Source organism: Pseudoalteromonas sp. KG3 (assembly GCF_030436385.1).
In the GTDB taxonomy this organism is placed as follows: domain Bacteria; phylum Pseudomonadota; class Gammaproteobacteria; order Enterobacterales; family Alteromonadaceae; genus Pseudoalteromonas; species Pseudoalteromonas prydzensis.
On sequence record NZ_CP098524.1, the window covers coordinates 566,258 to 588,945 of the forward strand.

At 40.5% G+C, this 22,688-nt stretch carries 25 protein-coding genes; 13 read left to right on the forward strand and 12 right to left on the reverse strand.

Going from position 1 to position 22,688, the window contains the following annotated elements; translation table 11 throughout:
- Positions 1-2: 2 nt before the first annotated feature.
- Positions 3-1,667 carry a TonB-dependent receptor gene (locus NDQ71_RS21045; RefSeq protein WP_301563090.1) on the forward strand — a complete coding sequence of 555 codons (1,665 nt, stop codon included), beginning with the start codon at positions 3-5 and terminating at the stop codon, positions 1,665-1,667.
- 177 nt (positions 1,668-1,844) lie between these two features.
- On the opposite strand, the gene NDQ71_RS21050 is transcribed toward NDQ71_RS21045, so the two are convergent.
- A complete protein-coding gene (locus NDQ71_RS21050) occupies positions 1,845-1,985 on the reverse strand; it encodes a hypothetical protein (RefSeq protein WP_157586614.1) in 141 nt (46 codons plus the stop codon).
- A 395-nt stretch (positions 1,986-2,380) separates the two neighbouring features.
- Here NDQ71_RS21050 and NDQ71_RS21055 point away from each other — a divergent pair, with 395 nt between their 5' ends.
- The 3 genes from NDQ71_RS21055 (at position 2,381) to NDQ71_RS21065 (ending at position 9,343) form a co-directional block, all read left to right on the forward strand.
- Positions 2,381-5,362, forward strand: a complete 2,982-nt coding sequence (locus NDQ71_RS21055; protein WP_192542067.1) for a TonB-dependent receptor — start codon at positions 2,381-2,383, stop codon at positions 5,360-5,362.
- Positions 5,363-5,419: 57 nt separating this feature from the next.
- Positions 5,420-8,269 (forward strand): discoidin domain-containing protein, encoded by a 2,850-nt coding sequence (locus tag NDQ71_RS21060; RefSeq protein WP_192542066.1) that lies wholly within the window; start codon positions 5,420-5,422, stop codon positions 8,267-8,269.
- Positions 8,270-8,338: 69 nt separating this feature from the next.
- Positions 8,339-9,343 carry a N(4)-(beta-N-acetylglucosaminyl)-L-asparaginase gene (locus tag NDQ71_RS21065; RefSeq protein ID WP_192542065.1) on the forward strand — a complete coding sequence of 335 codons (1,005 nt, stop codon included), beginning with the start codon at positions 8,339-8,341 and terminating at the stop codon, positions 9,341-9,343.
- Between the two features lie 141 nt (positions 9,344-9,484).
- On the opposite strand, the gene NDQ71_RS24470 is transcribed toward NDQ71_RS21065, so the two are convergent.
- Positions 9,485-9,688: a DUF2200 family protein gene (locus tag NDQ71_RS24470; RefSeq protein WP_192542086.1), complete on the reverse strand. Its 204-nt coding sequence runs from the start codon at positions 9,686-9,688 to the stop codon at positions 9,485-9,487.
- A 72-nt stretch (positions 9,689-9,760) separates the two neighbouring features.
- Between NDQ71_RS24470 and NDQ71_RS21075 the strand changes: the two genes are divergently transcribed.
- Both NDQ71_RS21075 and NDQ71_RS21080 read left to right on the forward strand, forming a co-directional pair.
- Complete coding sequence (locus NDQ71_RS21075) at positions 9,761-10,219, forward strand: winged helix-turn-helix domain-containing protein (protein WP_301561660.1); 459 nt, start codon at positions 9,761-9,763, stop codon at positions 10,217-10,219.
- Between the two features lie 25 nt (positions 10,220-10,244).
- Positions 10,245-10,778 (forward strand): IS630 family transposase, encoded by a 534-nt coding sequence (locus NDQ71_RS21080; protein WP_301561659.1) that lies wholly within the window; start codon positions 10,245-10,247, stop codon positions 10,776-10,778.
- Here the strand turns inward: NDQ71_RS21080 and NDQ71_RS21085 are convergent.
- Positions 10,775-10,960, reverse strand: a complete 186-nt coding sequence (locus NDQ71_RS21085) for a DUF2200 family protein (protein ID WP_192543140.1) — start codon at positions 10,958-10,960, stop codon at positions 10,775-10,777. The two genes, NDQ71_RS21080 and NDQ71_RS21085, sit on opposite strands and share 4 nt — an antisense overlap.
- 184 nt (positions 10,961-11,144) lie before the next feature.
- Between NDQ71_RS21085 and NDQ71_RS21090 the strand changes: the two genes are divergently transcribed.
- The 4 genes from NDQ71_RS21090 to NDQ71_RS21105 all read left to right on the forward strand — a co-directional run bounded on the left by NDQ71_RS21090 (position 11,145) and on the right by NDQ71_RS21105 (position 13,986).
- Positions 11,145-12,422: an RNA polymerase sigma factor gene (locus NDQ71_RS21090; protein WP_192543139.1), complete on the forward strand. Its 1,278-nt coding sequence runs from the start codon at positions 11,145-11,147 to the stop codon at positions 12,420-12,422.
- 104 nt (positions 12,423-12,526) lie between these two features.
- Positions 12,527-13,387: a YciI family protein gene (locus tag NDQ71_RS21095; RefSeq protein ID WP_192543138.1), complete on the forward strand. Its 861-nt coding sequence runs from the start codon at positions 12,527-12,529 to the stop codon at positions 13,385-13,387.
- A 34-nt stretch (positions 13,388-13,421) separates the two neighbouring features.
- Positions 13,422-13,793: a YciI family protein gene (locus tag NDQ71_RS21100; RefSeq protein WP_192543137.1), complete on the forward strand. Its 372-nt coding sequence runs from the start codon at positions 13,422-13,424 to the stop codon at positions 13,791-13,793.
- Positions 13,794-13,812: 19 nt separating this feature from the next.
- Positions 13,813-13,986 carry a DUF1428 family protein gene (locus NDQ71_RS21105; protein ID WP_301563091.1) on the forward strand — a complete coding sequence of 58 codons (174 nt, stop codon included), beginning with the start codon at positions 13,813-13,815 and terminating at the stop codon, positions 13,984-13,986.
- Between the two features lie 53 nt (positions 13,987-14,039).
- Here the strand turns inward: NDQ71_RS21105 and minE are convergent, their stop codons facing one another.
- From minE to minC, 3 genes are read right to left on the reverse strand one after another with little or no spacing between them, the layout of a single operon-like run.
- Positions 14,040-14,306, reverse strand: a complete 267-nt coding sequence (gene minE, locus NDQ71_RS21110; RefSeq protein ID WP_016706620.1) for a cell division topological specificity factor MinE — start codon at positions 14,304-14,306, stop codon at positions 14,040-14,042.
- A 1-nt stretch (position 14,307) separates the two neighbouring features.
- Positions 14,308-15,117: a septum site-determining protein MinD gene (gene minD / locus NDQ71_RS21115; protein WP_064664930.1), complete on the reverse strand. Its 810-nt coding sequence runs from the start codon at positions 15,115-15,117 to the stop codon at positions 14,308-14,310.
- Between the two features lie 5 nt (positions 15,118-15,122).
- Positions 15,123-15,827: a septum site-determining protein MinC gene (minC, locus tag NDQ71_RS21120; RefSeq protein WP_192543135.1), complete on the reverse strand. Its 705-nt coding sequence runs from the start codon at positions 15,825-15,827 to the stop codon at positions 15,123-15,125.
- Between the two features lie 155 nt (positions 15,828-15,982).
- Between minC and NDQ71_RS21125 the strand changes: the two genes are divergently transcribed.
- Both NDQ71_RS21125 and NDQ71_RS21130 read left to right on the forward strand, forming a co-directional pair.
- Positions 15,983-16,264: a YcgL domain-containing protein gene (locus tag NDQ71_RS21125; protein WP_064664928.1), complete on the forward strand. Its 282-nt coding sequence runs from the start codon at positions 15,983-15,985 to the stop codon at positions 16,262-16,264.
- A 4-nt stretch (positions 16,265-16,268) separates the two neighbouring features.
- Entirely contained in the window at positions 16,269-17,285 is a 1,017-nt protein-coding gene (locus tag NDQ71_RS21130; protein WP_192543141.1) for a lytic transglycosylase domain-containing protein, read from the forward strand.
- A gap of 141 nt (positions 17,286-17,426) precedes the next feature.
- Here the strand turns inward: NDQ71_RS21130 and NDQ71_RS21135 are convergent.
- The 5 genes from NDQ71_RS21135 to NDQ71_RS21155 all read right to left on the reverse strand — a co-directional run bounded on the left by NDQ71_RS21135 (position 17,427) and on the right by NDQ71_RS21155 (position 20,979).
- A protein-coding gene (locus tag NDQ71_RS21135; protein ID WP_301562789.1) for an IS3 family transposase occupies positions 17,427-18,973 on the reverse strand; the annotation gives its coding sequence in 2 pieces (ribosomal slippage) (positions 17,427-18,493 and positions 18,493-18,973; 1,548 coding nt in all).
- Between the two features lie 14 nt (positions 18,974-18,987).
- Positions 18,988-19,344: a HEPN domain-containing protein gene (locus tag NDQ71_RS21140; protein ID WP_192541018.1), complete on the reverse strand. Its 357-nt coding sequence runs from the start codon at positions 19,342-19,344 to the stop codon at positions 18,988-18,990.
- Positions 19,305-19,553, reverse strand: coding sequence for a hypothetical protein (locus NDQ71_RS21145; protein ID WP_192541019.1), 249 nt, complete (start codon positions 19,551-19,553; stop codon positions 19,305-19,307). The genes NDQ71_RS21140 and NDQ71_RS21145 overlap by 40 nt, the downstream gene beginning before the upstream one ends.
- A gap of 99 nt (positions 19,554-19,652) precedes the next feature.
- Positions 19,653-19,946: a hypothetical protein gene (locus tag NDQ71_RS21150; RefSeq protein ID WP_192541020.1), complete on the reverse strand. Its 294-nt coding sequence runs from the start codon at positions 19,944-19,946 to the stop codon at positions 19,653-19,655.
- Between the two features lie 424 nt (positions 19,947-20,370).
- Positions 20,371-20,979, reverse strand: a complete 609-nt coding sequence (locus NDQ71_RS21155; RefSeq protein WP_192541021.1) for a TetR/AcrR family transcriptional regulator — start codon at positions 20,977-20,979, stop codon at positions 20,371-20,373.
- Between the two features lie 94 nt (positions 20,980-21,073).
- On the opposite strand from NDQ71_RS21155, the gene NDQ71_RS21160 reads away from it, so the two are divergent.
- The gene (locus NDQ71_RS21160) at positions 21,074-21,955 is read left to right on the forward strand and encodes an SDR family oxidoreductase (RefSeq protein WP_145235631.1); all 882 of its coding nucleotides are present in this window, start codon (positions 21,074-21,076) and stop codon (positions 21,953-21,955) included.
- A gap of 175 nt (positions 21,956-22,130) precedes the next feature.
- Here NDQ71_RS21160 and NDQ71_RS21165 read toward each other — a convergent pair whose 3' ends face one another.
- On the reverse strand, positions 22,131-22,673 hold the full coding sequence (locus tag NDQ71_RS21165) for a MarR family transcriptional regulator (protein ID WP_192541022.1): 543 nt from the start codon (positions 22,671-22,673) through the stop codon (positions 22,131-22,133).
- Positions 22,674-22,688: the final 15 nt, after the last annotated feature.

Genomic DNA, 22,688 nt, shown 5'->3' on the forward strand with positions numbered 1-22,688 from the left:
AATTGACCGCAAGAGAACGTTTTGGTGAATCACAATCAAACTCTTTTGATTTTGATGCGACTTATTATGGAAATGGTTATTCGCTTTCAGTCCAAGTTGGTCATACCGAAGCTAAAGGTGGTACATCAAAAGAAACTTACGCAAACATAGATGCTCGTCAAGGCTCTGTAAACAGTTGGTTTTTTAATATAGAAAATGGTAGGCCTAGCTACGAAGTTTCCACAGATTTATCAAAAGATAAACAAGCATACCAATACTATGATTGGTTTGATTCTTATTCATCAGAAAATAAAGATTCTGAAGATTACATTCAATCGGATCTTAAAATAGAGTTTGATGGTGATTTTTTTACCAGTTTTTTTGTCGGAGCAAAGTATCGACAACATGAAATTAAAGGTATAAGAAATGATTTTCGTTGGGATGATGGCATCGCTGATAACGGTGGTTACCGAGGTTATTTACCTGGTACTGAATGGTTCCACAATCCTGACTTTCACCCAGACGCAGAAAGTTTAGTAAGTGACACCATTATTGATAATAGTGCCGGTAACACAGGTGCTTTTGATTTCCTTGCTTTTGATTTCGCTGCTTTAGACCAGTATCTGCTAAATAACTTTAGTCCTACTGTAGTTCCAACATTATCTGGAACGTATACCTTAGAGGAAAATATTTGGTCGGTCTATGCACAAAGCAATTTTCAATGGCGTGATCTGAGAGGTAACTTTGGTGTTCGTTACGTTAATACTGAACTAAGTACACTAACCTATGATGATGTTATAGGCCAAGATAGCAATGACACGGTTCCTAATGAGCGCTTAAGTGACGATGGGGAGTGGCTCCCTAGCTTGAATTTAGCATGGGACGTGAACGATGATATTGTTGTGCGTTTTGCAGCAGCACGCGCTATGTCACGTGTTAGTTATTCTGATTTGAGTCAAGCTGAGTCCTATGGGCCACCGGTTAATATCAACTCACCCGATTCGTGGACTGGTCGCGGTAGAGGTACTTCGGTTAATACAGGTTTAGATCCTATGCTGTCAGATCAGCTAGATTTAGGTATTGAGTGGTATTATGGCGACGGCTCTGCTTTAGGCGCTACTTTATTCAATAAAGATATTTCTAATTTGCCGATTTCTTCTCTCGAAATTGTACAGCGTGAGCACGATTGCTGTAATGGACCGATTGAAGTAGAAATGAATACTAAAGTGGGGGGAGGTGAAGCCCAGTCAACAGGTATAGAGCTTTTTTTCCAGCATTCATTTGAAAGTGGATTTGGTGTTTTAGCTAACTACACCTTTACGGACACTAGCACCAGTGAAGTTACCAATGAGGGTGAAAAAACAGAGGCTGAAATCCCTGGGACTGCTAAGCATCAATACAACATATCAGTTTATTATGAAAATGATGACTTTAGTGTTCGTGCCTCTTATAACTGGAAAGATGATCGTGCTAATGGCATTCATAAAGGTTACAACATGTATACGAAAGATTATGGCCAGTTAGATTTGAACGCGGCTTATAATTTAACTGAACAACTGTCATTAATAGCCTCTGTGGTTAATTTAACTGAGGAAGTCGAAGAAGGGTATTGGAAACAAGAGAATAGGTTTACCTATAATCAGTATTCAGGAAGAAGGTTTTATTTAGGTGCTAATTATAATTTCTAAATAGCTTAATTAAGATTATAAATCTGACAGGGCATTCTTTAAAAAGAATGCCCGTTTTATTTATATTTCTGATACTTAAAGCAAACACAAGGAGAGTTGGCTTTGCAATTAATCTTCGCGATTGGCCTTATTATTACAAGTAACTCGCCGTTTGAGGACAATGTTGTTGCTGCAGTTTCAATTTTGACTCACTTCGACAAAATACATTGCACCGCACAGCTCGATGCGACTTGCACCTGCTTTGAATGCAGTTTTTACATTATTAGCTAAATTTATATGATCATCTGCATTCAAACAGATCTCTAGATTTTTACCCATTGCGTAATTCCATAATCTTAAGGCGACTAATTTCAATAAATTATTTAATATTAAGGTCGTTACTATAATAATAAAATACACCCTTTATATTCAGTGGGTTAAATTTTATTGTTGCGTGTTTTTTATACTAAAAAAACGTCAGATTAACTTCCTCTTGAGTTTTTCACTATAAATGAGGTAACTATTAAATGGATCTATTTTTAAGCTAAACGCCGATTTTGTCCTGCTAGCAACCGAATTTCTATTATCACTTTCTTTAACAGAACCCTATTCTGGAAATGTAGTTTAACAATATATTAACCCTGTTCTAAACCATCTTAACAATAAGCAGTTGCTAACATGTCTGGGTTATATAGCAAGCACAACAAAAAACGCACACAAAACTGGAGATAGACATGAATAATAATAACAGCCGGGGAGCTTCAGGTCTTTCAAGGCGCTTTAAGAAATCAGCACTATTACTTGCGGTTATGGCAAGCTTTAACACGGTAGCTGCCAATGATGAGCAAAGTGCTCAGAATAATGATTTGGAAGTGATTGAAGTACGAGGTATTCGCGCTTCAATGGCGGAGAATTTATCAATTAAGCGCCTTTCTAATTCGATTGTAGACGCAATCACAGCAGAGGATATAGGCAAATTTCCCGATAAAAATGTCGCTGACTCATTGCAACGTGTTCCCGGTGTGGTGATTTCACGCAGTGGTGGTGAGGGCGAAAATGTCAGCATTCGCGGTTTGTCATCTGATCTAACGCTTACACAACTTAACGGAAACTTTATTGCTTCATCACCAGGCTCACCATCTCGCTCTTTTAGCTACTCTTTATTGCCTTCGACTATGGTGCAATCGGTTGAAGTTTTTAAATCCTCTGAAGCTCGCTTAGATGAGGGCGGCGTGGGTGGTACGGTTATTTTACATAGTCGCACTCCCTTAGATATGGAAGCAAACTCTGGTGCATTTAACGTTGAATATACATATGCAGATGTGACTGAAGAATATGAGCCTAATTTTAGCGGCGTTTACTCATGGAAAAACGACGATGAAAACTTCGGTCTATTACTAGGCTATACAAAGCAAGACCGTACAAATCGTACTCTCATAGGTGATATGTCTGGTGCAGGAGGTTGGCGCTGGGCAACAGGTAGTGATTTACCGGCAACGGATACAAATGGTAAAGAAATAACTGACAGTACCCGACGTTTTGATGCATTAGAAGATGCGTATGGAAATGTTTATGATGGCGTTTGGGCACCTCAAGTTGCTGGGGTCGGCGTTACTAAAGAAAAACGTGAACGGGTTGGTATACAGGCTACGCTGCAATGGCGTCCAACAGATAATTTAGAGCTCACATTTAATCATTTCCATTTTGAATTAGGTCAAGATCGCACGACTTCTCAACTGATGATCCCTGAGTGGAAATATAACCCTGATTATTTAACCGGTGTCACCCTTGATGAAACCGGTTCAATTGTGACTGGCATGGACTTTACCAGTGGCGCAAGTGGCAGTGAAGGTAATTTAGAATTTCCTTGGATCGTAGGTGGTTACACAGAAGAAAAAGACACCTCAGATACCTATGATTTTGCATTTGAATACGCTGGCGATATGTTTGACCTTAAAGGTAAATTTGGTCGTACAGAAGCAAGCGGTGGACCGTCAGAATCATTTAATGCGGCATATAAAAGTGGCCAGCCTGGCAGTCGTAGTGATTCAGGTAAAAATGAAAATGCAGCCTCATTTGCAGGTTGGCGCTTAGGCGATCGTGTTTCTATGTATGCAGATCCTGCATTACTGGCAAATTTACAAGCAGGCATTGCTGGCGATCCCGATCCAGGTTCAACAGGTTCAAGTTTTATCGTCAGTGATTTAAAAGAAGATTATGGCCAACTTGATTTAGACTACCATATTGCTTATGGCATTGTTGATACATTACGCGTAGGGGTTAAGCATCGTAAAGCCAGTTTGCACCGTGAAACTAATAACACATTCTTTATTACTCAAGATGGTGCGGATCGTATTGCCAGTGGTGATCTAGATCCATTTAGCCAAGGGGCAATAGATGAAGTGGCTTATCAATGGATTGGCGGAATGCCAAACCTTGAGGATATATTAAACAAGGAGTCTGAAAAGAATATTGCCGGTGGCTTTGAAGTCAATACTATGCCAACCATCAATTGGCAGCAGTACCGAGATATTGTCACTAATGAATATGTTAAATATACCCGCCGTGAACCTGATTTTGTTTTTGATATCGAAGAAGAAATTACAGCCGCTTACTTACAAGCCGATTTTTCGTTTGGCGATTTTCGCGGCAATGTTGGTGTACGTTATGTAGAAACGCAAACACAAATAATGTCATCAGACAAAATTAACTACTTCTTAGACGATATAAATGATGCCACGGGAGAGGATATTTTAGGCGATGAACGTTTAGTTGATGTTGAAACTACTACATTACGCTCTGTTAAAGACGATCGTTTTCTACCTAGCCTTAATCTTGTTTGGGAAGCCAGTGACTCACTTGTGATACGTGCTGCCGCGGCCAAAACAATGTCACGGGCTCCTTTTAATGATTTAGGCGCGCCTGAACAACTCACTTTTATTTCACAAGAGTGGGCTGACGACAGACTAGAGTTTAGAGGAAACCCAGTTGATCAAGGTTGGAGTGGCTCTGGTGGTAATAAAGCATTACAACCGTTTGAATCAGTACAATTAGATTTGTCTGCTGAATATTATTATGGCATGGGCTCTGCTGTAGGGATCGCATTATTTAACAAGGACGTTGATAACTTCATAGTGCCTTTGATCATTACCTCTGAACGCCCATTTGATGGTTTTACAAACCCTTATACAGGTGAAGAAATTGTTCCGTCAGGACCTATCACTGTATCGCCATTTACAACCACAGCTAATGGCACGAATGCAACCTCACGCGGCATTGAATTATTTGCTCAGCACGCATTTGAGAATGGCTTTGGTATTAATGCCAATTACACTCTCAATGATACCAATCAAGCAGACGTTAGTGTTGATGGTGAAAAAGTCGGTGAGTCAGCTTTAGTAGGCAGTGCTGATGACCAATTTAACTTTTCAGCTTATTTTGAAGACGATAATTATAGTGTTCGCGCATCGTATAATCGTCGTGGAAAAATGGCTTTAGGGTTAGCTGATGGCTTAACCGTATCGCAAGAGCCTTATCAGCAAGTTGACTTAAATGCGTCATTCAGTGTGATGGAAAATTTAGTGCTTTCAGCATCCGTCATCAATTTAACAAAAGAAGAATCACGCACTTACTACGGTGACGATAGCGAGGCACGGCTTCGCAGCAGTAGCTACAGTGGTCGTCGTTATTATGCTGGGCTTACCTATCGATTCTGATCATTACAAAATTTGATAAGTAATTAATATCGGCACCTGATTATTAAAGGCAAAATTATGTATAAATTTAATCTATTTCAACTTGCAGGAACCTCGTTACTTGCAGCAAGTTTACTGAGCGGATGTGGTGGTTCGAGCAATGATCCGCAAGCAAACAATGTTCCCGTCACGCCAGACATAACGCATGCACAAATCGCAGGAACCATAATCAAAGGCGTTGTCACCAATGCGGATGTATCAGTCATAGCACTTAATGGCAGTAATCTGGCACAAGGCTCGGTTAATAAAACAGATCAACAAGGTGACTTTTTTATTGAGCTGACTAGCGACGCAGGTTTTGGTATCAATGCCACTGTTAAACTGACGATTGCTACAGGGGATGGCGCTACAATGCTTTGTGATGCTATGCGTTGTGGTGATGCAGAATTCACACAAGCAACCAGCAGTGCAGCAATTGCAGGAACCGAATTTTCAACATTGGGGTTATTGCAAGTGCCCTATGGAAATAATGCGGATGCAGTTGCAGATACTAACTTGCAAGTGAACGCGTTAACTACACTAGCAACAGAGCTGGTTGAACAGCAAATTGCACAAGGGCGTAATGTATCAACGCCTGAGCTAATGGAGTTGGCAAAAGCGCAGATGTCAGCGTTATTACTTCGGGCTATGGGCTGGCAAACCGGTAATACCAATGTTTTTTCGATACCAGTGATCAGTGCCGATAAACTTGAAAACTTCATCAGCGATGAAACGTGTGAAGATAGCGACAGTGCTGAGCAACAATGCCCGCCTCAATATGCCGATGAAGCAACGATTAAACTTTCGCTGTTAAATGCGTCATTTGCTCAATTTAGTGAATCTGAAAGTCTAAAATTGATAATGGACAACGCAAAACAAAATATCAGCGCTGCACTTTTAGAAGATAGCGAAGCATTAGAAGCGTTTCGCCAGCGTATTTATGATGCCATCAGTATTCATCCTTTAACAACTGAGTTGGGTTTGAGCGCAGATTCAATCGTTGATTTGTCTTTGCCATTGTTCGATGAAGCGCTTTCAACCGGCCCACTGCAGGAAGTGACAACGTCAGCCAATTTAGTCGATGCTGTTTATTCAGCAAGAAATGCAATCAGTGATGCAGAAAGCGCGAGTAAAGCATTTGATAACAACCTTGACACTAAATGGCTTGACCATAATGACTGGCTTGGTGCCCCAACAGAGGCAGAACCATCTTGGATACAAGTTGATTTTGCTACGCCACAGGCGGTTAATAGTGTGTTTATTACCAGTGCCAATGACGCTCCTGAGCGTGACCCTGAAAACTTCACTGTAGTTGGCTCTAATGATGGCGGAGAAACTTGGCTAACACTTGCAAATATCGTAGGTGCATCATTTGATGAGCGCCTTACTCGTCAAGAGTTTAGCTTTATCAATGGACAAAAGTATTCGAGTTACCGCCTCAACATTACTAAAAATAAAAACAATGATGGCTTAGTTCAATTGTCAGAAATTCAAATGGTTGGCCCTGTTTTTAGTAGTGTGGATCATACCGATACAAGCAGCGGTACAGCTAGTGCAAGTAACAGTATTGGCGATGCTGAAAATCACGATAAAGCATTTGATAATGACGCTGCAACGAAATGGTTAGACCATAATGATTGGCAAGGAGCGCCAAGTGAAGAGAAACCATCATGGATACAAATGGACTTTGCAAGCCCTGTCGCGGTTGATCAGTTAATGATTATTAGTGCAAATGATGCACCAGAGCGTGACCCTGAAAACTTCGCTATTTTAGCTTCAAACGATGCCGGTACAACATGGCAAAAACTTGCAAGCTGGGTGGGTGAATCATTCGAAGAAAGAGGTCAGAGGAAAACATTCTCTTTTCAAAACCAATTGGCTTTTGATAGTTATCGATTAGAAGTGACCAAAAACAAGAATAATGATGGTTTATTACAAATCGCTGAAGTTGGTTTAATTGGTCCTGAATTACCTGGAGCCGATCACAGTAAAATGTCAGGCGCAAGCTATAGCGCACGTTTTAGTATTAGCGATAGCGAAGGTGCCGCTCAGGCATTCGATGGTGATTTAAATACCAAATGGCTCGATCATAATGACTGGCAGGGTCCACCTACAGCTGAAGATCCTGCTTGGATACAAGTGATGCTGCCACAAGCAAAAGCAGTTAATACGTTAACACTAACCAGTGCCGGTGATGCTCCCGAGCGTGATCCTGATTCATTTATGTTATTAGCATCAAATGATGGTGAAAACTGGTCTAGTATAGGTGCTTGGGTTGGCGAAAGTTTTGCGCAACGACTTGAACAAAGAAGTTTCCCGGTAGCAAATGCGCTAGCATATAGTTACTATCGATTAGCCATTAGCAAAAATGCTAATAATGATGGGTTAGTGCAACTAGCAGAAGTTGGTTTGGTTGGCCCTGATTATGCATTTAGCGATCTCAGCACACTAGCTGGCAATGTTTTTAGCGCCCGCTATAGTATTGGGGACGCAGAAAGTGCAGATAAAGCATTTGATCATGATAAAGAAACCAAATGGCTTGATCACAACGATTGGCAAGGTCCGCCAACAGCAGAAGATCCTGCTTGGATCCAAGTTGACTTCAGCGAAGCTCAAACGGTTAGTGGACTTGCTATCACCAGTGCTAATGATGCACCAGAGCGTGATCCTGAAAACTTTAGTTTATTAGGCTCAAATGATGGTGGGCAAACATGGACACTCGTATCGAAGTGGATTGGTGAAAGCTGGGATGAACGTTTAGAGCGGCGCTCATTTGAGTTTAATAATGGTTTTGCTTTTTTAAGCTATCGTCTTAGTGTCAGTAAAAATGCTAATAACGACGGCCTATTACAAATAGCTGAAATAGAGTTACTCGGACTAGAAAAATAGTTTTAACAGACCCAAGGCCAGCAGTTTACCTGTTGGCCTTTATGTTTCAAATTACATAAAGATTTAGCCATGAATAGTAAAAGAGAGTTTTTAAAGCAATCACTCACAACGATGCTTGCCTTAGGTGCAAGCGCTTTGACTGCTAAGGGATTTGCTCAAAAACAGCCGTTAAATAAACCTGCAGCTGTTGCAAACGTACAGGTTAAACCGATTGTAGTATCGACATGGCAACATGGATTAGCTGCCAATCAAGAAGCCTGGGGTATTCTCGTCAAGCACGGCAAAGCAATTGATGCAGTGGAAGCGGGTGTGCGTATCCCTGAAGCGGATCCAGATGTGATGACGGTAGGTTATGGTGGTTACCCGGATCGAGAAGGTAATGTAACGCTTGATGCTTGCATTATGGACGAAAATCAAAACTGTGGCTCTGTGGCATTTTTACAACATATTAAGCACCCAATTTCTGTTGCCCGATTAGTGATGGATAAAACCCCGCACGTAATGCTAGTGGGCGAAGGCGCGCTGCAATTTGCTAAATCTCAGGGTTTTCAAGAGCAAAACCTATTGACTAGTAAAGCCAAAAAAGCCTGGCAAGATTGGTTGGTGGAATCAAAATATGCACCTGTGATCAATATTGAAAATCATGACACAATCGGTATGTTAGCCCTTGATAGTAATGGTGATTTGTCGGGTGCCTGTACCACTAGCGGCGCGGCGTTTAAAATGTCTGGCAGAGTGGGGGACTCACCTATTATCGGCGCTGGACTGTATGTTGATAATGAAGTGGGGGCTGCAACAGCCACAGGTATGGGAGAGCTGATGATCAAAACGGTGGGCTGTCATTTAGTCGTTGAAATGATGCGCCAAGGCATGACTCCCACGCAAGCGTGTAAGGCCGCAGTTGAGCGCATTGCAAATAAACTAGGTGATTATAAACAGTTTCAAGTAGGGTTTTTAGCGTTGAGTAAATCCGGTGAATATGGCTCATTTTGTATTCAGCCTGGTTTTAACTATGCCGTGACATCAAAAGCTGGGAGTCAACTACTTGATGCGGCGAGTATCCTTAAAGTTTAAATAAATAATTTATTTCATTTATACTCAAATACTTAAAGTAAAGACAAGGAGAGAGCGTTGGTTTTGGAATTTATACAAGCAGCTTGGTTTTGTTGTAACGGGGGATGATCAGTTTGAATACCATATGCAATGGTGTAAAACTTAAGCTCGTAGAATCTTTTCTAGAGCTTTGCCTTTGGCAAGCTCATCAATTAGTTTGTCGAGATAGCGAATATCTTGCATGGGGTTTTCCGTTATCTCTTCTACGCGTACACCACAAATAACCCCTGTAATCAGCTTACGTGCAGGGTTTAGTTGTGGGGCTTGTTGGAAAAATGTTTCAAAGTCATACCAAACATATTTAATTTATGATCTATTTTAATTACCTTCTTTTTATGATCTAATACCCATACATTTGTCATTATCATTGAGTTTAGCTTGTCTACTATTCCTAACTTCCCGTATACCAGAGATGCCCGATTAAAAACGCGTTATGAAGTTATTCGCCTCTTTCTCGAAGTAAAAAATCGTACTGTTGTCGCCAAAACCACACGCGTTAGCCGTAGACTGGTCAATGAGTGGGTTACTGCATACTTATCCGATGGACTTAAAGCGCTTGATATTAAAAAACAATCAGGTCGCCCTTGTGGCTTAACATTAAAACAAAAGTGCCAGCTTAAAGATTATATCTGTGCGCACGCAGTGAAAGAAGAAGGTGGGAGGTTGATAGGTGAAGATATACGCAAATACATTTACGATACATTTGGTGTCCAATACAAACTCAATAATGTCTACCGTTTGATGTGTGAGCTTAATCTTTCATGGATAACGTCTCGTTCTAAACATCCTAAACAGTCAATTGAGGCACAAAAAGACTTTAAAAAATTTCCATTATAATACGATCATCACAATTCCAGGCCACGTGGCGCTTGATAGAGTGGATGTGTGGTTTCAAGATGAAGCGCGATTTGGGCAACAAAATACCACCTCAAAAATTTGGGCTAAAAAAGGCACTAGGCCACGTGTTGTGAAGCAACAGCAATTTCTATCCACTCATATTTTTGGTGCAGTATGCCCCGCAACAGGGCAAACAGAGGCGATTATAGCCCCTTATTTGAGTAAGGATATAATGAAACAACACTTACAACTCATTTCAGATGCTACGCCATGTGGACGGCACGCAGTGGTTATTGTTGATCGCGCAAGCTGGCATATGGGTAATGTTGGTGAAGGGATTAAAAATGTGTCGGTGATACCGTTGCCTCCTTATTCACCAGAACTTAATCCGGTTGAGCAAGTATGGGCATGGATGCGAAACAGAGAGTTATCTAATCGTACTTTTTCAGATTATGACGACATTGTGGAGCAAGTAAGTAGAGCGTGGAATGTGTTTCGTTCAAATATTACTAACGTTAAGCATATGTGCTTTAGAGCATGGACAAATTTGATCACTTAATAAATAGTATTGGTATCAGTATGGTCAGCCAGTAGCGATACTAGTTGCGCATCACTGTAGCCGGTTAACCAGAAAATAATACGGTCTACTTCCTCTTTACTTCGGCCTTTTCGTCGAGCTTTGTTAATATATAAAGGATACACCTTGGCAAACGCCATTTTATAAATTTTCTGATTTTGCATGCTATTCGCCTTTTCCTGAACTGCCATTGTAACTATCCCATACATTAGCTTGCTTGTGCTAGTGTGTTTGTTTGATAATTGCGCTTTGCTGCGCTACTGTTTTGGGTAAATTGGACATATTTGTTGGCATCAGTGGTAAAATGTCAGCGCGTAATTCCTCAGCTAAAAATAAGCTAGGCGGTTGATGAATAAAGAACAAAAGCTCATCACTAATGAAGTGGTTAAAGAGAAGCTTGCAACTATATACCGTGACGAAGGGCGGCGCATATATGCAACTTTGATCCGTTCATTAGGAGACTTTGAGCTTGCTGAGGAAGCGTTACATGATGCTTTTAGCGCTGCGCTTAGCAAGTGGCAATCGCAGGGCATTCCTGAGAAACCGGCGAACTGGCTTGTCTCTACTGGTCGGTTTCAGGCAATCGATCAGTTACGACGCCAACACCGCCATAGAGAAATTGTGGCGCAATTAGCAAACGAAAGTTCTACTAAGGTTGAAATTAGTGATGAGTTTGCTTTATCAAATAGTGTTGATGATGAGTTGATCAGCGATGATCAACTGCGATTGATTTTTACCTGTTGTCACCCGGCAATCGATATTAAAGTTCAAGTGGCACTCACCTTACGTGAAGTCTGTGGCTTAACAACACAAGAGATTGCCAGTGCGTTTTTAACATCTGCATCGACCATGGCGCAACGAATTGTTCGCGGTAAACAAAAAATTCGTGATGCTAATATTCCTTTTCAACTGCCCTCTACAGAACAGTTACACAGCAGAGTTGACGCTGTGCTATCTGTTATTTACTTGGTGTATAACGAAGGTTATTCAGCCTCCTTTGGTGACAGCGTAACCCGTACTGAATTAACCGTTGAAGCCATTCGTTTAGCCCGGCTGCTACAGTCATTAGTAGCTGACACAGAAATAACGGGCTTGCTTGCGTTAATGTTACTTAACGGATCTCGCCATAATGCGCGAACGAATAAAGATGGCGATATCATTATTTTAGCAGAGCAAGACCGCAGTCTATGGGACCAAGCGCTGATCCAAGAGGGAATAGCGTTAGTGCAAAGTGCCACCGCTAAAAGTGAATATGGTTTTTATACGATTCAAGCGGCCATTGCTGCAGTGCATGCTCAGGCGTCAGATGCAAACAATACCGACTGGGAGCAGATTTTGGCTTGGTATTCTTTGTTATTACACGTAGCCCCTTCACCCGTTATTGAGCTTAATAGGACTGTTGCGGTGGCTATGCACCATGGCCCTGAGGCAGCCTTAGTGTTAGTCGAGCAGCTATTACAGCAAAAAGTAATGCAAAAATATCATCTTTGTTATGCCACTTATGCCGAATTTTTAACTCGGGTAGGGCGTAAAAAGGAGGCGCGTGCTGCGCTTGAGCATGCTTTAACGCTTACCAAACAAATCCCTGAGCAGCGAATATTAAAACGTAAATTAGCGGCCTTATAAAATAGTTATAAAATTTTTAAATACCTGTCGATTTTATGTTTTGCCATTCGATTACTACATGAAGTGCTATTTTTATTCATGTAAGAACACAAGGAGTATGCAAAATGAAAGTTATGGTGATAGTTAAAGCAAGCAACAGTTCAGAAAATGGTGAATTACCCGATAAAGCGCTGCTAAGTGCTATGGGTGATTATAATGAGCAGCTCGTTGCGGCGGGGATCATGGCCTCAGGTGATGGCTTAAAACCAAGCAAAGAAGGGGTTCGTGTACGTTTTAGTAATACTGAGCGGATTGTGACCAAAGGACCCTTTGCCGAGACTAATGAACTCGTTGCTGGTTACTGGGTATGGAATGTGGCCTCCATGGATGAAGCGATAGCTTGGGTTAAAAAGTGTCCTAACCCGATGAGTGAAGAGTCAGATATTGAGATCCGACCTTTTTATGAAATGGCTGATTTCGCAGTAGTAGACACCGATGGCAATATTGCTGAGCAAGCGCATAAATTACAACAAAACATTGTAATGCAACAGGCCAAAGCAAGTTGTTATCTGTTTTTTTCAGGGCGATGTGAAGAAGCATTAACTTATTATCAGACCCACCTTAATGCAAAAATAGCTATGATGTTTCGTTTCAGTGATAGCCCAGAGCCTATTCCTGAGGGCGCAATTCCCGCTAATTTTGACGATAAGATAATGCACAGCGAATTTACTGTTGCGGGTATGAAAGTATTGGCAACTGACGGCTGTATCGAGAATCAAGATGATGGGGTTAATTATTCCGGCTTTAATTTAACTCTAACAATTGATTCGGAGCAAACCTTGCGCAGTGTATTTGCTGCTTTAGCCGATGGCGGTCAGGTAAGGATGCCATTGGAGGAGACTTTCTGGTCACCTTTGTATGGTCAAGTCACAGATAAATTCGGTATTGGTTGGATGCTAATGTTACCAAGCCCTGATGGTAACTAATTGATATTAATTTATAAAATAAGCAGGTATTGATATGAAATATGTGGCACTGGTTTATTACGATGAAGCAACAATGCAAAAATTATCGCAACAGCAGTGGGATGCATTGAATCAAGAATGTATTGCCTGTGGTGATTCATTGCGTGAACGCAATTATATGCTGGGAGGGCAGGCGTTACAGCCAACAACAATTGCAACCACATTACGAGTTCGCAGTGGCCAAGTAGAAATAACCGATGGCCCTTTTGCTGAAACTAAAGAGCAACTCGCTGGTTTTTATTTATTAGATGTGAAAGACCTTAATGAAGCGATACACGTTGCCAGTAAAATACCTCCCGCTCGCTATGGCAGTATTGAAATAAGGCCCGTTAGAGAGCTGCAAACAACTGATAATCAGCATAGGTAAACATAAAAGGAGAATTAAAATGAGTTATATTGATGGATTTGTGTGTGCAGTCCCCACACATAGACAAGCTGAATATGCCGAGCATGCTGATAAAGCGGCACAGGTGTTTAAACAATGCGGTGCAATTGAAGTAATTGAAGCTTGGGTATACTTTCTCATCTATGGCAGTTTTAAGGCGATTGTTACACGCTAATTCGCTAATTGAGTGTGCAAAATAAAAAGGGCGCTTAAATAGCGCCCTAATTTTTATGGTTTTTTCTCTTCATCAGGTAATGTGACGTTGAGTTCTAATACCGCTAGGTCATCTTCGTTTTGATCGAATTGAACTTGTACCGCATCAGTATTGATGTTTACGTATTTACGAATAACATCAAGAATATCTTGCTTTAATTGTGGTAAATAATCTGGTGTACCACGCTGTGAGCGCTCATGCGCAACAATGATCTGCAATCGCTCTTTTGCTAGTGACGCAGTGTTTTTCTTTTCTGAGCGGAAGTAGTCAAGTAGTGACACGTTAACCTCCAAATATCCGTTTGAATAAACCTTTCTTCTCTACATCCAAGAAGCGAAAATCAACTGTTTCGCCTAATAAACGATTGATCGCATCAGCATAGGCTTGGCCTGCATCAGATTCAGTGTCAAGAATAACGGGCTGACCTGAGTTTGATGCACTTAACACCGCTTGTGATTCAGGAATAACCCCAAGTAACGGTATAGAAAGAATATCTTGTACATCTTCTACTGATAGCATTTCACCACGTGATACGCGATCTGGGTTGTAGCGAGTCAGTAATAAATGCTCTTTAATATTTTCAAGGCCTTCTTCAGCGCGTTTAGATTTGCTATGCAAAATACCTAAAATGCGGTCTGAATCGCGTACTGAAGAAACTTCAGGATTGGTCGTTACAATTGCTTCATCAGCAAAGTACATTGCCATCATCGCACCGGCTTCAATACCAGCAGGAGAATCACAAACAATGTAATCAAAGTCTTTTTTCAGCTCGTTTAATACACGCTCAACACCTTCACGGGTAAGTGCATCTTTATCACGGGTTTGTGAAGCTGGCAGTAAGAATAACTTTTCAACACGCTTGTCTTTGATCAGTGCTTGATTAAGATTTGCTTCACCATTAATGACGTTAACAAAATCATAAACTACACGACGCTCACAACCCATGATCAAATCAAGGTTACGTAGCCCAATATCAAAGTCAATAATGACTGTTTTATAGCCTTTTAGAGCTAAACCTGTGCCAATAGCAGCACTCGATGTAGTTTTGCCTACACCACCTTTACCTGACGTAACGACAATTACTTTTGCCATAAGATTTATCCTTTAACCAAAGCTGAAATTTCTAATGATTCATTTTTTTGTTGGATTTGTGCCGCGTTGCCCCAGAACTCGCCTTGCAGGGAGTCGCTGATCCAGTAATTGCCATTGATAGAAACAAGTTCCGCTTCTAGTTTTTGACAAAAAATGCGGGCTTCGTTATAACCTTGCGCGCCTGCAATTGCACGGCCGCGTAATGTGCCATAAATATGTACATTGCCATCCGCAATTACTTCTGCACCATGACTTACCGCACCAAAGACAATTAAGTCGCGATCTTTTGCATATACTTGCTGACCAGAGCGCACTGTGCCATTAATCACTTGGGCTGGTAAGTAAACTGTTTTCTCAACAACAGAGGTATTACTTTGTTGTATAACTTGTTCACTCTTAACGTCTTGTGAATAATTTAAAACAGATAGCCCAGCGGCCTTAGCTTGCGCATGTTGCTCATCAGAGCCGTTACATACACCAACAGCATTAAAATTCATTCGTTCTATTAATGATTTTAAGTGCACAAAATCAACAAGACTGTTTTTTATCTCAATTAAATTTACAACAATAGGCGCACCTTCAAAAAAACGAGGGGCTTGGGCTATTTTTGTATAGAGTTGTTCTGCCAAAAGGTTAATATCAGTACTGTAAAGATGTAAAACTGATAACGTAAAAAGATTCCCTTTTAGCTCAAAAGTTTGGTCCGACATACACGCTCTATTGAATTGTATGATCAGAAATCAATTTTAGATAAACGCAGGCTGAATAAGGCCTTAATTGAAATTTCCAATCTAATTTTTCTAACTTATTATAAGTCTCATGTTATAGTGTGCAGCACTGTTAAGCAAGATTTTAAAGGGTCAAAATGCTGACTGCGGTATATAAAAGTAAGAAAAAAGCGGATACCTTCCTTTTTGTAGAAAAAAGAGATGATTTTAGTAAGGTTCCGGAACCTTTAATGGCAATGTTTGGTAAACCACAGTATGTGATGCTAATAAATTTGGCTAAGCGTGTGCAATTAGGCGTGGCTGATTTAGATCAAGTTAAGCAAGCGTTAACAGATAATGGGTTTTACTTGCAATTACCACCACCACAAACAAACTTATTAGCTGAGCACAGAAAACAAAATGGAGTTGATAGTGACTAAACATATAATGACAAAATTGGCTGCAATTTTATGCAGTGCCTGTATTAGTACATCGGCACTGGCCAAGACTCAAGCACAGTTTGATGAATATGTAGCAGGCTTAAAACAAGAAGCCGCGCAAAAAGGCTATGATAGCCAATTAATTGAAGATGCCTTTGCTACAGCACACTTTAAAGAAAAAGTGATTTCAGCAGATAAAAATCAGCCTGAAGTAAAAGAAACCCTCGAAACCTACTTACCTAAACGGGTGCCGCAATGGAAAATTGACCGCGCGCGTAAGCTATACGCTGAAAATAAAGAAATCTTAGAACAAGTGGCTGCTGAGTTTGGTGTACAAGCACGTTTTATTGTTGCTTTGTGGGGCCTTGAAAGTAACTTTGGTAAAATTCAAGGTGGTCACAATGTTATTGCGTCAGTGGTTACACTCGCGTTTGATGGTCGTCGTGAAACCATGTACAAAAATCAATTATGGGCCGCATTGGATATCCTCAAAGAAGGGCATATCACCTTAGACAAATTTAAAGGCTCGTGGGCCGGTGCGATGGGGCAAACGCAATTTATGCCTACCTCATTTAACGCCTACGCGGTTGATTACGACAAAGACGGCCGCAAAGATATTTGGACCACCCAAGCTGATGCCTTTGCATCGATTGCTAATTATTTAAAACAGGCTGGTTGGAATGACGAGCTAACGTGGGGCCGTCAGGTGCAATTACCGGATGGGTTTGATCAAAGCTATGTATTACAACGTGGCACAAAAACACGCACTCAGTGGCTTGAGTATTGGGCTAAATCAGAGCGTTCATTAGCTGATTGGCAGGCACTTGGCCTTCGTAAAATGGACGGCACTGATTTACCTAATGTTGACGTCACAGCAGCGTTAGTTATGCCTGATGACATGGGCGGACGTATGTACTTAGCGTATGACAACTACAAAGCGCTAATGCATTGGAACCGTTCATACTACTTCGCTACCAGTGTTGGTTATTTGTCTGATCGCATTGGTTATCCAGCGATTTAATAGGTGACTAGGCGCTAGGGGAGTTTACTGTAAGCGCGAGTTTATCTCGCGCTTTTGTTTGTTAAACATTAGTGTAAAAGAGCTTTAAGAGAATTATTCACAACGGAGTTTTTCAAGTTAGTTGTCGCCTCAAGTTAAATTTTATGCCGCCCGCATTTCTTCTTTTTTCTCAGGATTCAAATTTACTTCGTTTATCATTGACCAATCTCGTGACTTTCCTGACCAACGACTTGGGTTATTCAATTTAGCAGCATCGTTTACCTGCTGACGCTTGGCTAATATCTCTTTATCTAAACCTGAATGACGTTGATTTGGCGTCACAAATTTTATACCACTGTGTAGGTGCTCATTATTGTACCAATCAACGAATCCGCTTACCCATTCTCTTGCTGCGCTTATATCTTCAAATGCCTTTTCTGGGTATTCTGGGCGATACTTTAACGTTTTAAATAACGACTCAGAGTACGGGTTGTCATTACTTACTGACGGTCGGCTAAATGATGGCACAATGCCTAGCTCCTGTAATGTTGCCAACAATGTCGCGCCTTTCATTGGGCTGCCATTATCTGAGTGCAACGTAACTTGCTCTCGCTTTATTTGCTCTCGACTGCAAATATCCTTCATTAAATCTGCGGCTAATTCACTTAATTGTGTGTCGTGAATTTGCCAACCGACAACCTTTCGACTAAAAATGTCCATCACTAAATATAAGTATAAAAATTGCCCTTTTACGCTCGTTGGTAAATAGGTGATATCCCAGGTATACACTTCATTTGCACGCACTGCCTTCAATGCTCTTGGCTTTTTCATCGGCTTTGCCGGCTTTACTTTTTCTCTATGTGTTAATAAGTTATGTGCCTTCATGACACGATAAAATGAACTTTCAGACGCTATCCATATGCCGTTATCAAGCAGCTTAGGGACTATTTTACTGGCCGGTAAATGCCCATACTCAGTTGAGTTAACCGTATTAATAATACGCTGTCGCTCTAACTCTGTGAGACGGTTTGGTGGCCGTTTTATCGTACTTGTTCGCTTGTCAGTCATATTGTCAGCTTCAATCCAACGTTGAACGGTTCTTACCGTCAGCCCAAGTAACTCACATGCTTTTTCTTTCCTTGCCCCAGAATCCTGCGCGTTTGTAATAAGCTTTATTAATTCATGTCGCTCAGCCAGTGTTGTTAATCGTCCTCGTTGAAACCCCAGAGTGCATCCGCTTTTTTTTTGAGAACAAGCAGAGCGGCTGTTTCAGCTAAGGCCTTATCTTTACGATTCAGTTCTTTTTGCAGCTGTTTTATCTCTTGCTTAAGCTGTTTACTGTCTGATTTAGCTAGTTTCGTTGTAGGTCCTTGGGCAAAATCTTGCTTCCACTGCTTAATATGATGCGGGTAAAGCCCTTTATTACGACAGTATTCATTAATGGCTGTTTCATCTAAATGACCACAGTCAATAATCGCGCTGAGTCTTTCTTCTAAACTCCAGTCTTGTGGTCGTTTTTCTGCTGTCATTTGGCTACCCGTCTGGTGTGTTTCAAGTTGATGTTTTTTTGCGAGTGCTATCCAACGCTGTAACGTTGAATAACCGACACCTAAATCATCTGCAATATCTTCTAAGCGAACATCATCACATTGAGATAATGCTTTTTCAACCGCTTGAACTTTAAATTCTTGTGTAAATCGACGTCTCATTATATCTGCCTCTATTAAAAGTTAGAGGCGACAACTATCCTGACACAGGGGGATGGTGATGTAAGGTTATAGGTAAATATAATCGACTCTCTGTCTTCTTCTGTTAAGTCAATTTCTACTAACTTAGCTGAAGCTTTATCAATCACAGATTTTATATTATTAGATAAACCTTTTATTTGCTCAAAATCTGACTTTTTAACGTATCGATTATGAGCAACTTTATTTCTTAACTTATAAAGCCTTTTCCATTTATCTTTTAGGCTATCTTCCTTTTCATCAATGAGGTCAGAAAAATATTTTTCCCAATTTGATCTAGGGATATATTTTTTAATTAAATCTTGGTCTTTTTCATCAAATTTAGTTTTCGACAAGATTTTGTCCAAATCATCCAAAGAAATATCTCTTTTTTATCAAATAAAACTTGATTCAAATGAATAAAATCAAGCTTGTATAGATCATTTAAATATGGATCAGCCTCATCATAGTTTTCAATTTTTTTCATAAGATCTGGTATCATGGCATCTTCAGACCAATTTACGCCTACATTAATTAGCATGAACTTTGAAATTAATTTACGCATGAGGTTCTCAACCTCATTTATTATTGGGTATGCTTTTTCTGCATAATGCCTTCCGACATCGTCCCAAATTGTATTAACTTTGGTTTTTCCAGGAGAAATTCATTCAACGATACTTTTTACTCTTTCGGATAGCTCTGAGAATTCATCAATTTTTTGGTCATCATCTGATTCTATTGCCAACAAGAAGTATCTTTCGTTTTTGGTACTAACATTATTAGTTTCTACTTTGTATTTAGCAGAAATAATATCTTTTGATCGTGGGGTTCTTTTATAAGCAATCTTCCTACCCGAAATTGTAAGGAGAGCATCGACCTTTAAAAAACTATCGAATGCACTTTTTGAACAACAAAACTGCTCATCATCAGGTACTAGAATCAATACTTCAGTTTTCATTTATTTTCCTAAGTTCTAACAATTTTATAGTGCGCGAAGGGCGGATCTTTCTGCTCAGACCACACTCATATTTATACTTTATATATTTTTAACAAATTAACTAAGATATTACTATCATTAAGTTTTCTAATATCTTTTAAACAAAGCTAAGTGGAATAATATACGCGCGTCGCTTATATCCTTGAATATCTGAGCAAACAACGTTTGACTACTTAATTAGCTATTATCAATAGCCGGGTATTGCTCACAGTCGAACTTAGTTAGAGAACTATGAGTTCAACTAGGCTTTGCTCTGAATATCAAATTTGACACTAACCAAAATAAATCTACATACTGATGCGAATTATTGTGCTGATTTGAGTCAGAAAGTTCTCTTTTCAACCTTTGTTGAAAAAATGTCTTAGAACTGAACTAGCTGGCGTAGTCATTCCAGCACAGAAAAAGCGACTAATAATATCTTTTTTACCGTTTCAGGGGTCACACCTCGAGCTAGTTGTGTCGATGCATTGCTTAGCTGCGCGTCAATATAAGTAGCAACAAATTCCGATGACATGTCCACAGAAAACTCTCCCTTAGTCTTTGAACGCTCTACCCATTTCTTGAAAAAAACTAATCCCTGCTTTTCAAGAAAATCTATTTGCGCTTGTGTTTCTTTTCCCAAATGTACTCGTGATTCGCGCATTTTTATAAAAAGACAGCCATTGGGAGATTCATCATGACAATTAACTGAAGTGGCAAACGATATAAGGTTATCAAGGGCCTCTTTAAATGGAACGTCACTATTTAGCATCTGCTGCACAGGCTCTAACACTTGCTCCTGATACCTAATCAGGACAGCTTTCATCAAGCCATCTTCATTAGAAAATTCACGGTAAAGACCAGGTTTAGATACACCCGATCTTCTGCAAATTTCATTAAGGGATAAATTACCTATATTGTCTTTCCAGTAAGAATCCATTGCCACATCTAAAACATGATCGCGATCTAAGGTCTTTGGACTCCTTCTAACGGGCTTAACTGTATTTGAAATCATTTTGTACCACTCGGTATTTTAATTTGACAGGCTGTTCTTTACGGTTTTTTGTACCGGCTGGTATTTAATTAGGCAAAGCAAATAGGAAAGAATAATGAACGAAACACAAAAAAGCATCGTTATCACAGGTAGTAGCAGTGGATTTGGTCAAAAGTCAGTAAAAGATTTTGCTGATAAAGGCTATCTAGTGTTCGCTACTATGCGCGGCCCTGAAGGCAAAAACGCTGCAGTTAAAGCCGAATTAGAAGCGTATAGCGATTCTATTCAGGTTGTTGATATGGATGTTACTAACGACGATTCTGTCAAAACCGCCATTGCGAGTGTGCTAGATAAAGCGGGAAAAATTGATGTGTTACTAAACAATGCTGGCGTAATGTATCTTGGCATTACAGAAGCATTTAGCATTGATCAAGCTCGCGAGCAGATGGAAACCAACTACTATGGCGCTATGCGTACTATTCTGGCAGTTTTGCCTGCGATGCGTGAAGCTAAGTCTGGCCTGATCATCAATACCTCATCAATGGTTGGCCAAATTTCAGCGCCGTATTTCTCTACTTACGCAGCGACAAAACATGCTTTAGAAGGCTACCTCCAAGGTTTACGCTACGAAGTAGCACCATTCGGCATCGATGTCGCCATCGTACAACCAGGGCCATTCCCTACAGGTCTAAGTGCTTCAGGACAACAACCATCACGCACAGACATACTGGACAGCTACGGTGAATTGGCAAACATTCCTACTGCTATGTTCGAGGAATTCGGTAAATTTATGCAGAGCGATCAAGCGCCTAATCCACAAATGGTGGTAGATGCCTATTTAGCGCTAGCAGACATGCCTAAAGGTAAACGCCCAACACGCACAGCAGTTGGTTTAGTTTGGGGTGTAGATGAAATAAACGCAGCTAAACAACCTATCCAAGATCGTGTTTTGACAGAAATGCAACTAGACAAGGTGCTAGGTGGTGTTGACGTATAATTTTAGTCATCAGGGGGCAAGTTGTTTTGCCCCTTTGCTTATCAAGTTACAATTAAATGTACGATTAAATGAATTATTTATCTGCGAGCTTACAGGAACAACTTATCTATTTATTCACCACAGAGAACACAAAGACGCTTCGCGCTGCACAGAGTAAGAATTTTTGAACTCTTATTCACTTCTTCAATATCTTGTCTTTAAAGTCGAGTACTTTACCGATACCTGAGCCTAGTTTCATTAAGCTTTGCAGTTGTTCAGGGCTTAAGCGTTGTAGTTCTGAAGACCATTTAGTGACAGTTTCGAGTAGATCATGAATTTCATGCATTTGTTGTTGCGCAAACTTTTCATCGTCGTTGGTTGCAGGCTCAAGCAAATTATCTCTGAGTAAACTGAGAGTAGGGTCGATTTCACGCTTTTTACGTTCCTCGAATACGCGGTTTGCCATATCCCAAATAGTACCGGCTGGCGCATAATATTCTTTTCTGTCACCAGGAATATGATGCACTTTTATCAAACGCCACGATTGCAGTTCTTTGATCCCCATGCTGACATTACCACGAGAGATGCTTAAGGCATCGGCTATTTCATTTGCTGTCATAGGCTCTTTAGTGATGATCAATAGCCCACACATTTGCCCTATAGTACGATTGAAGCCCCAACGGCTACCCATCTCACCACAGTGCATTACAAAAGCAAAATTCTTATCTGATAATGTCATTGCTGCTCAAGTTTC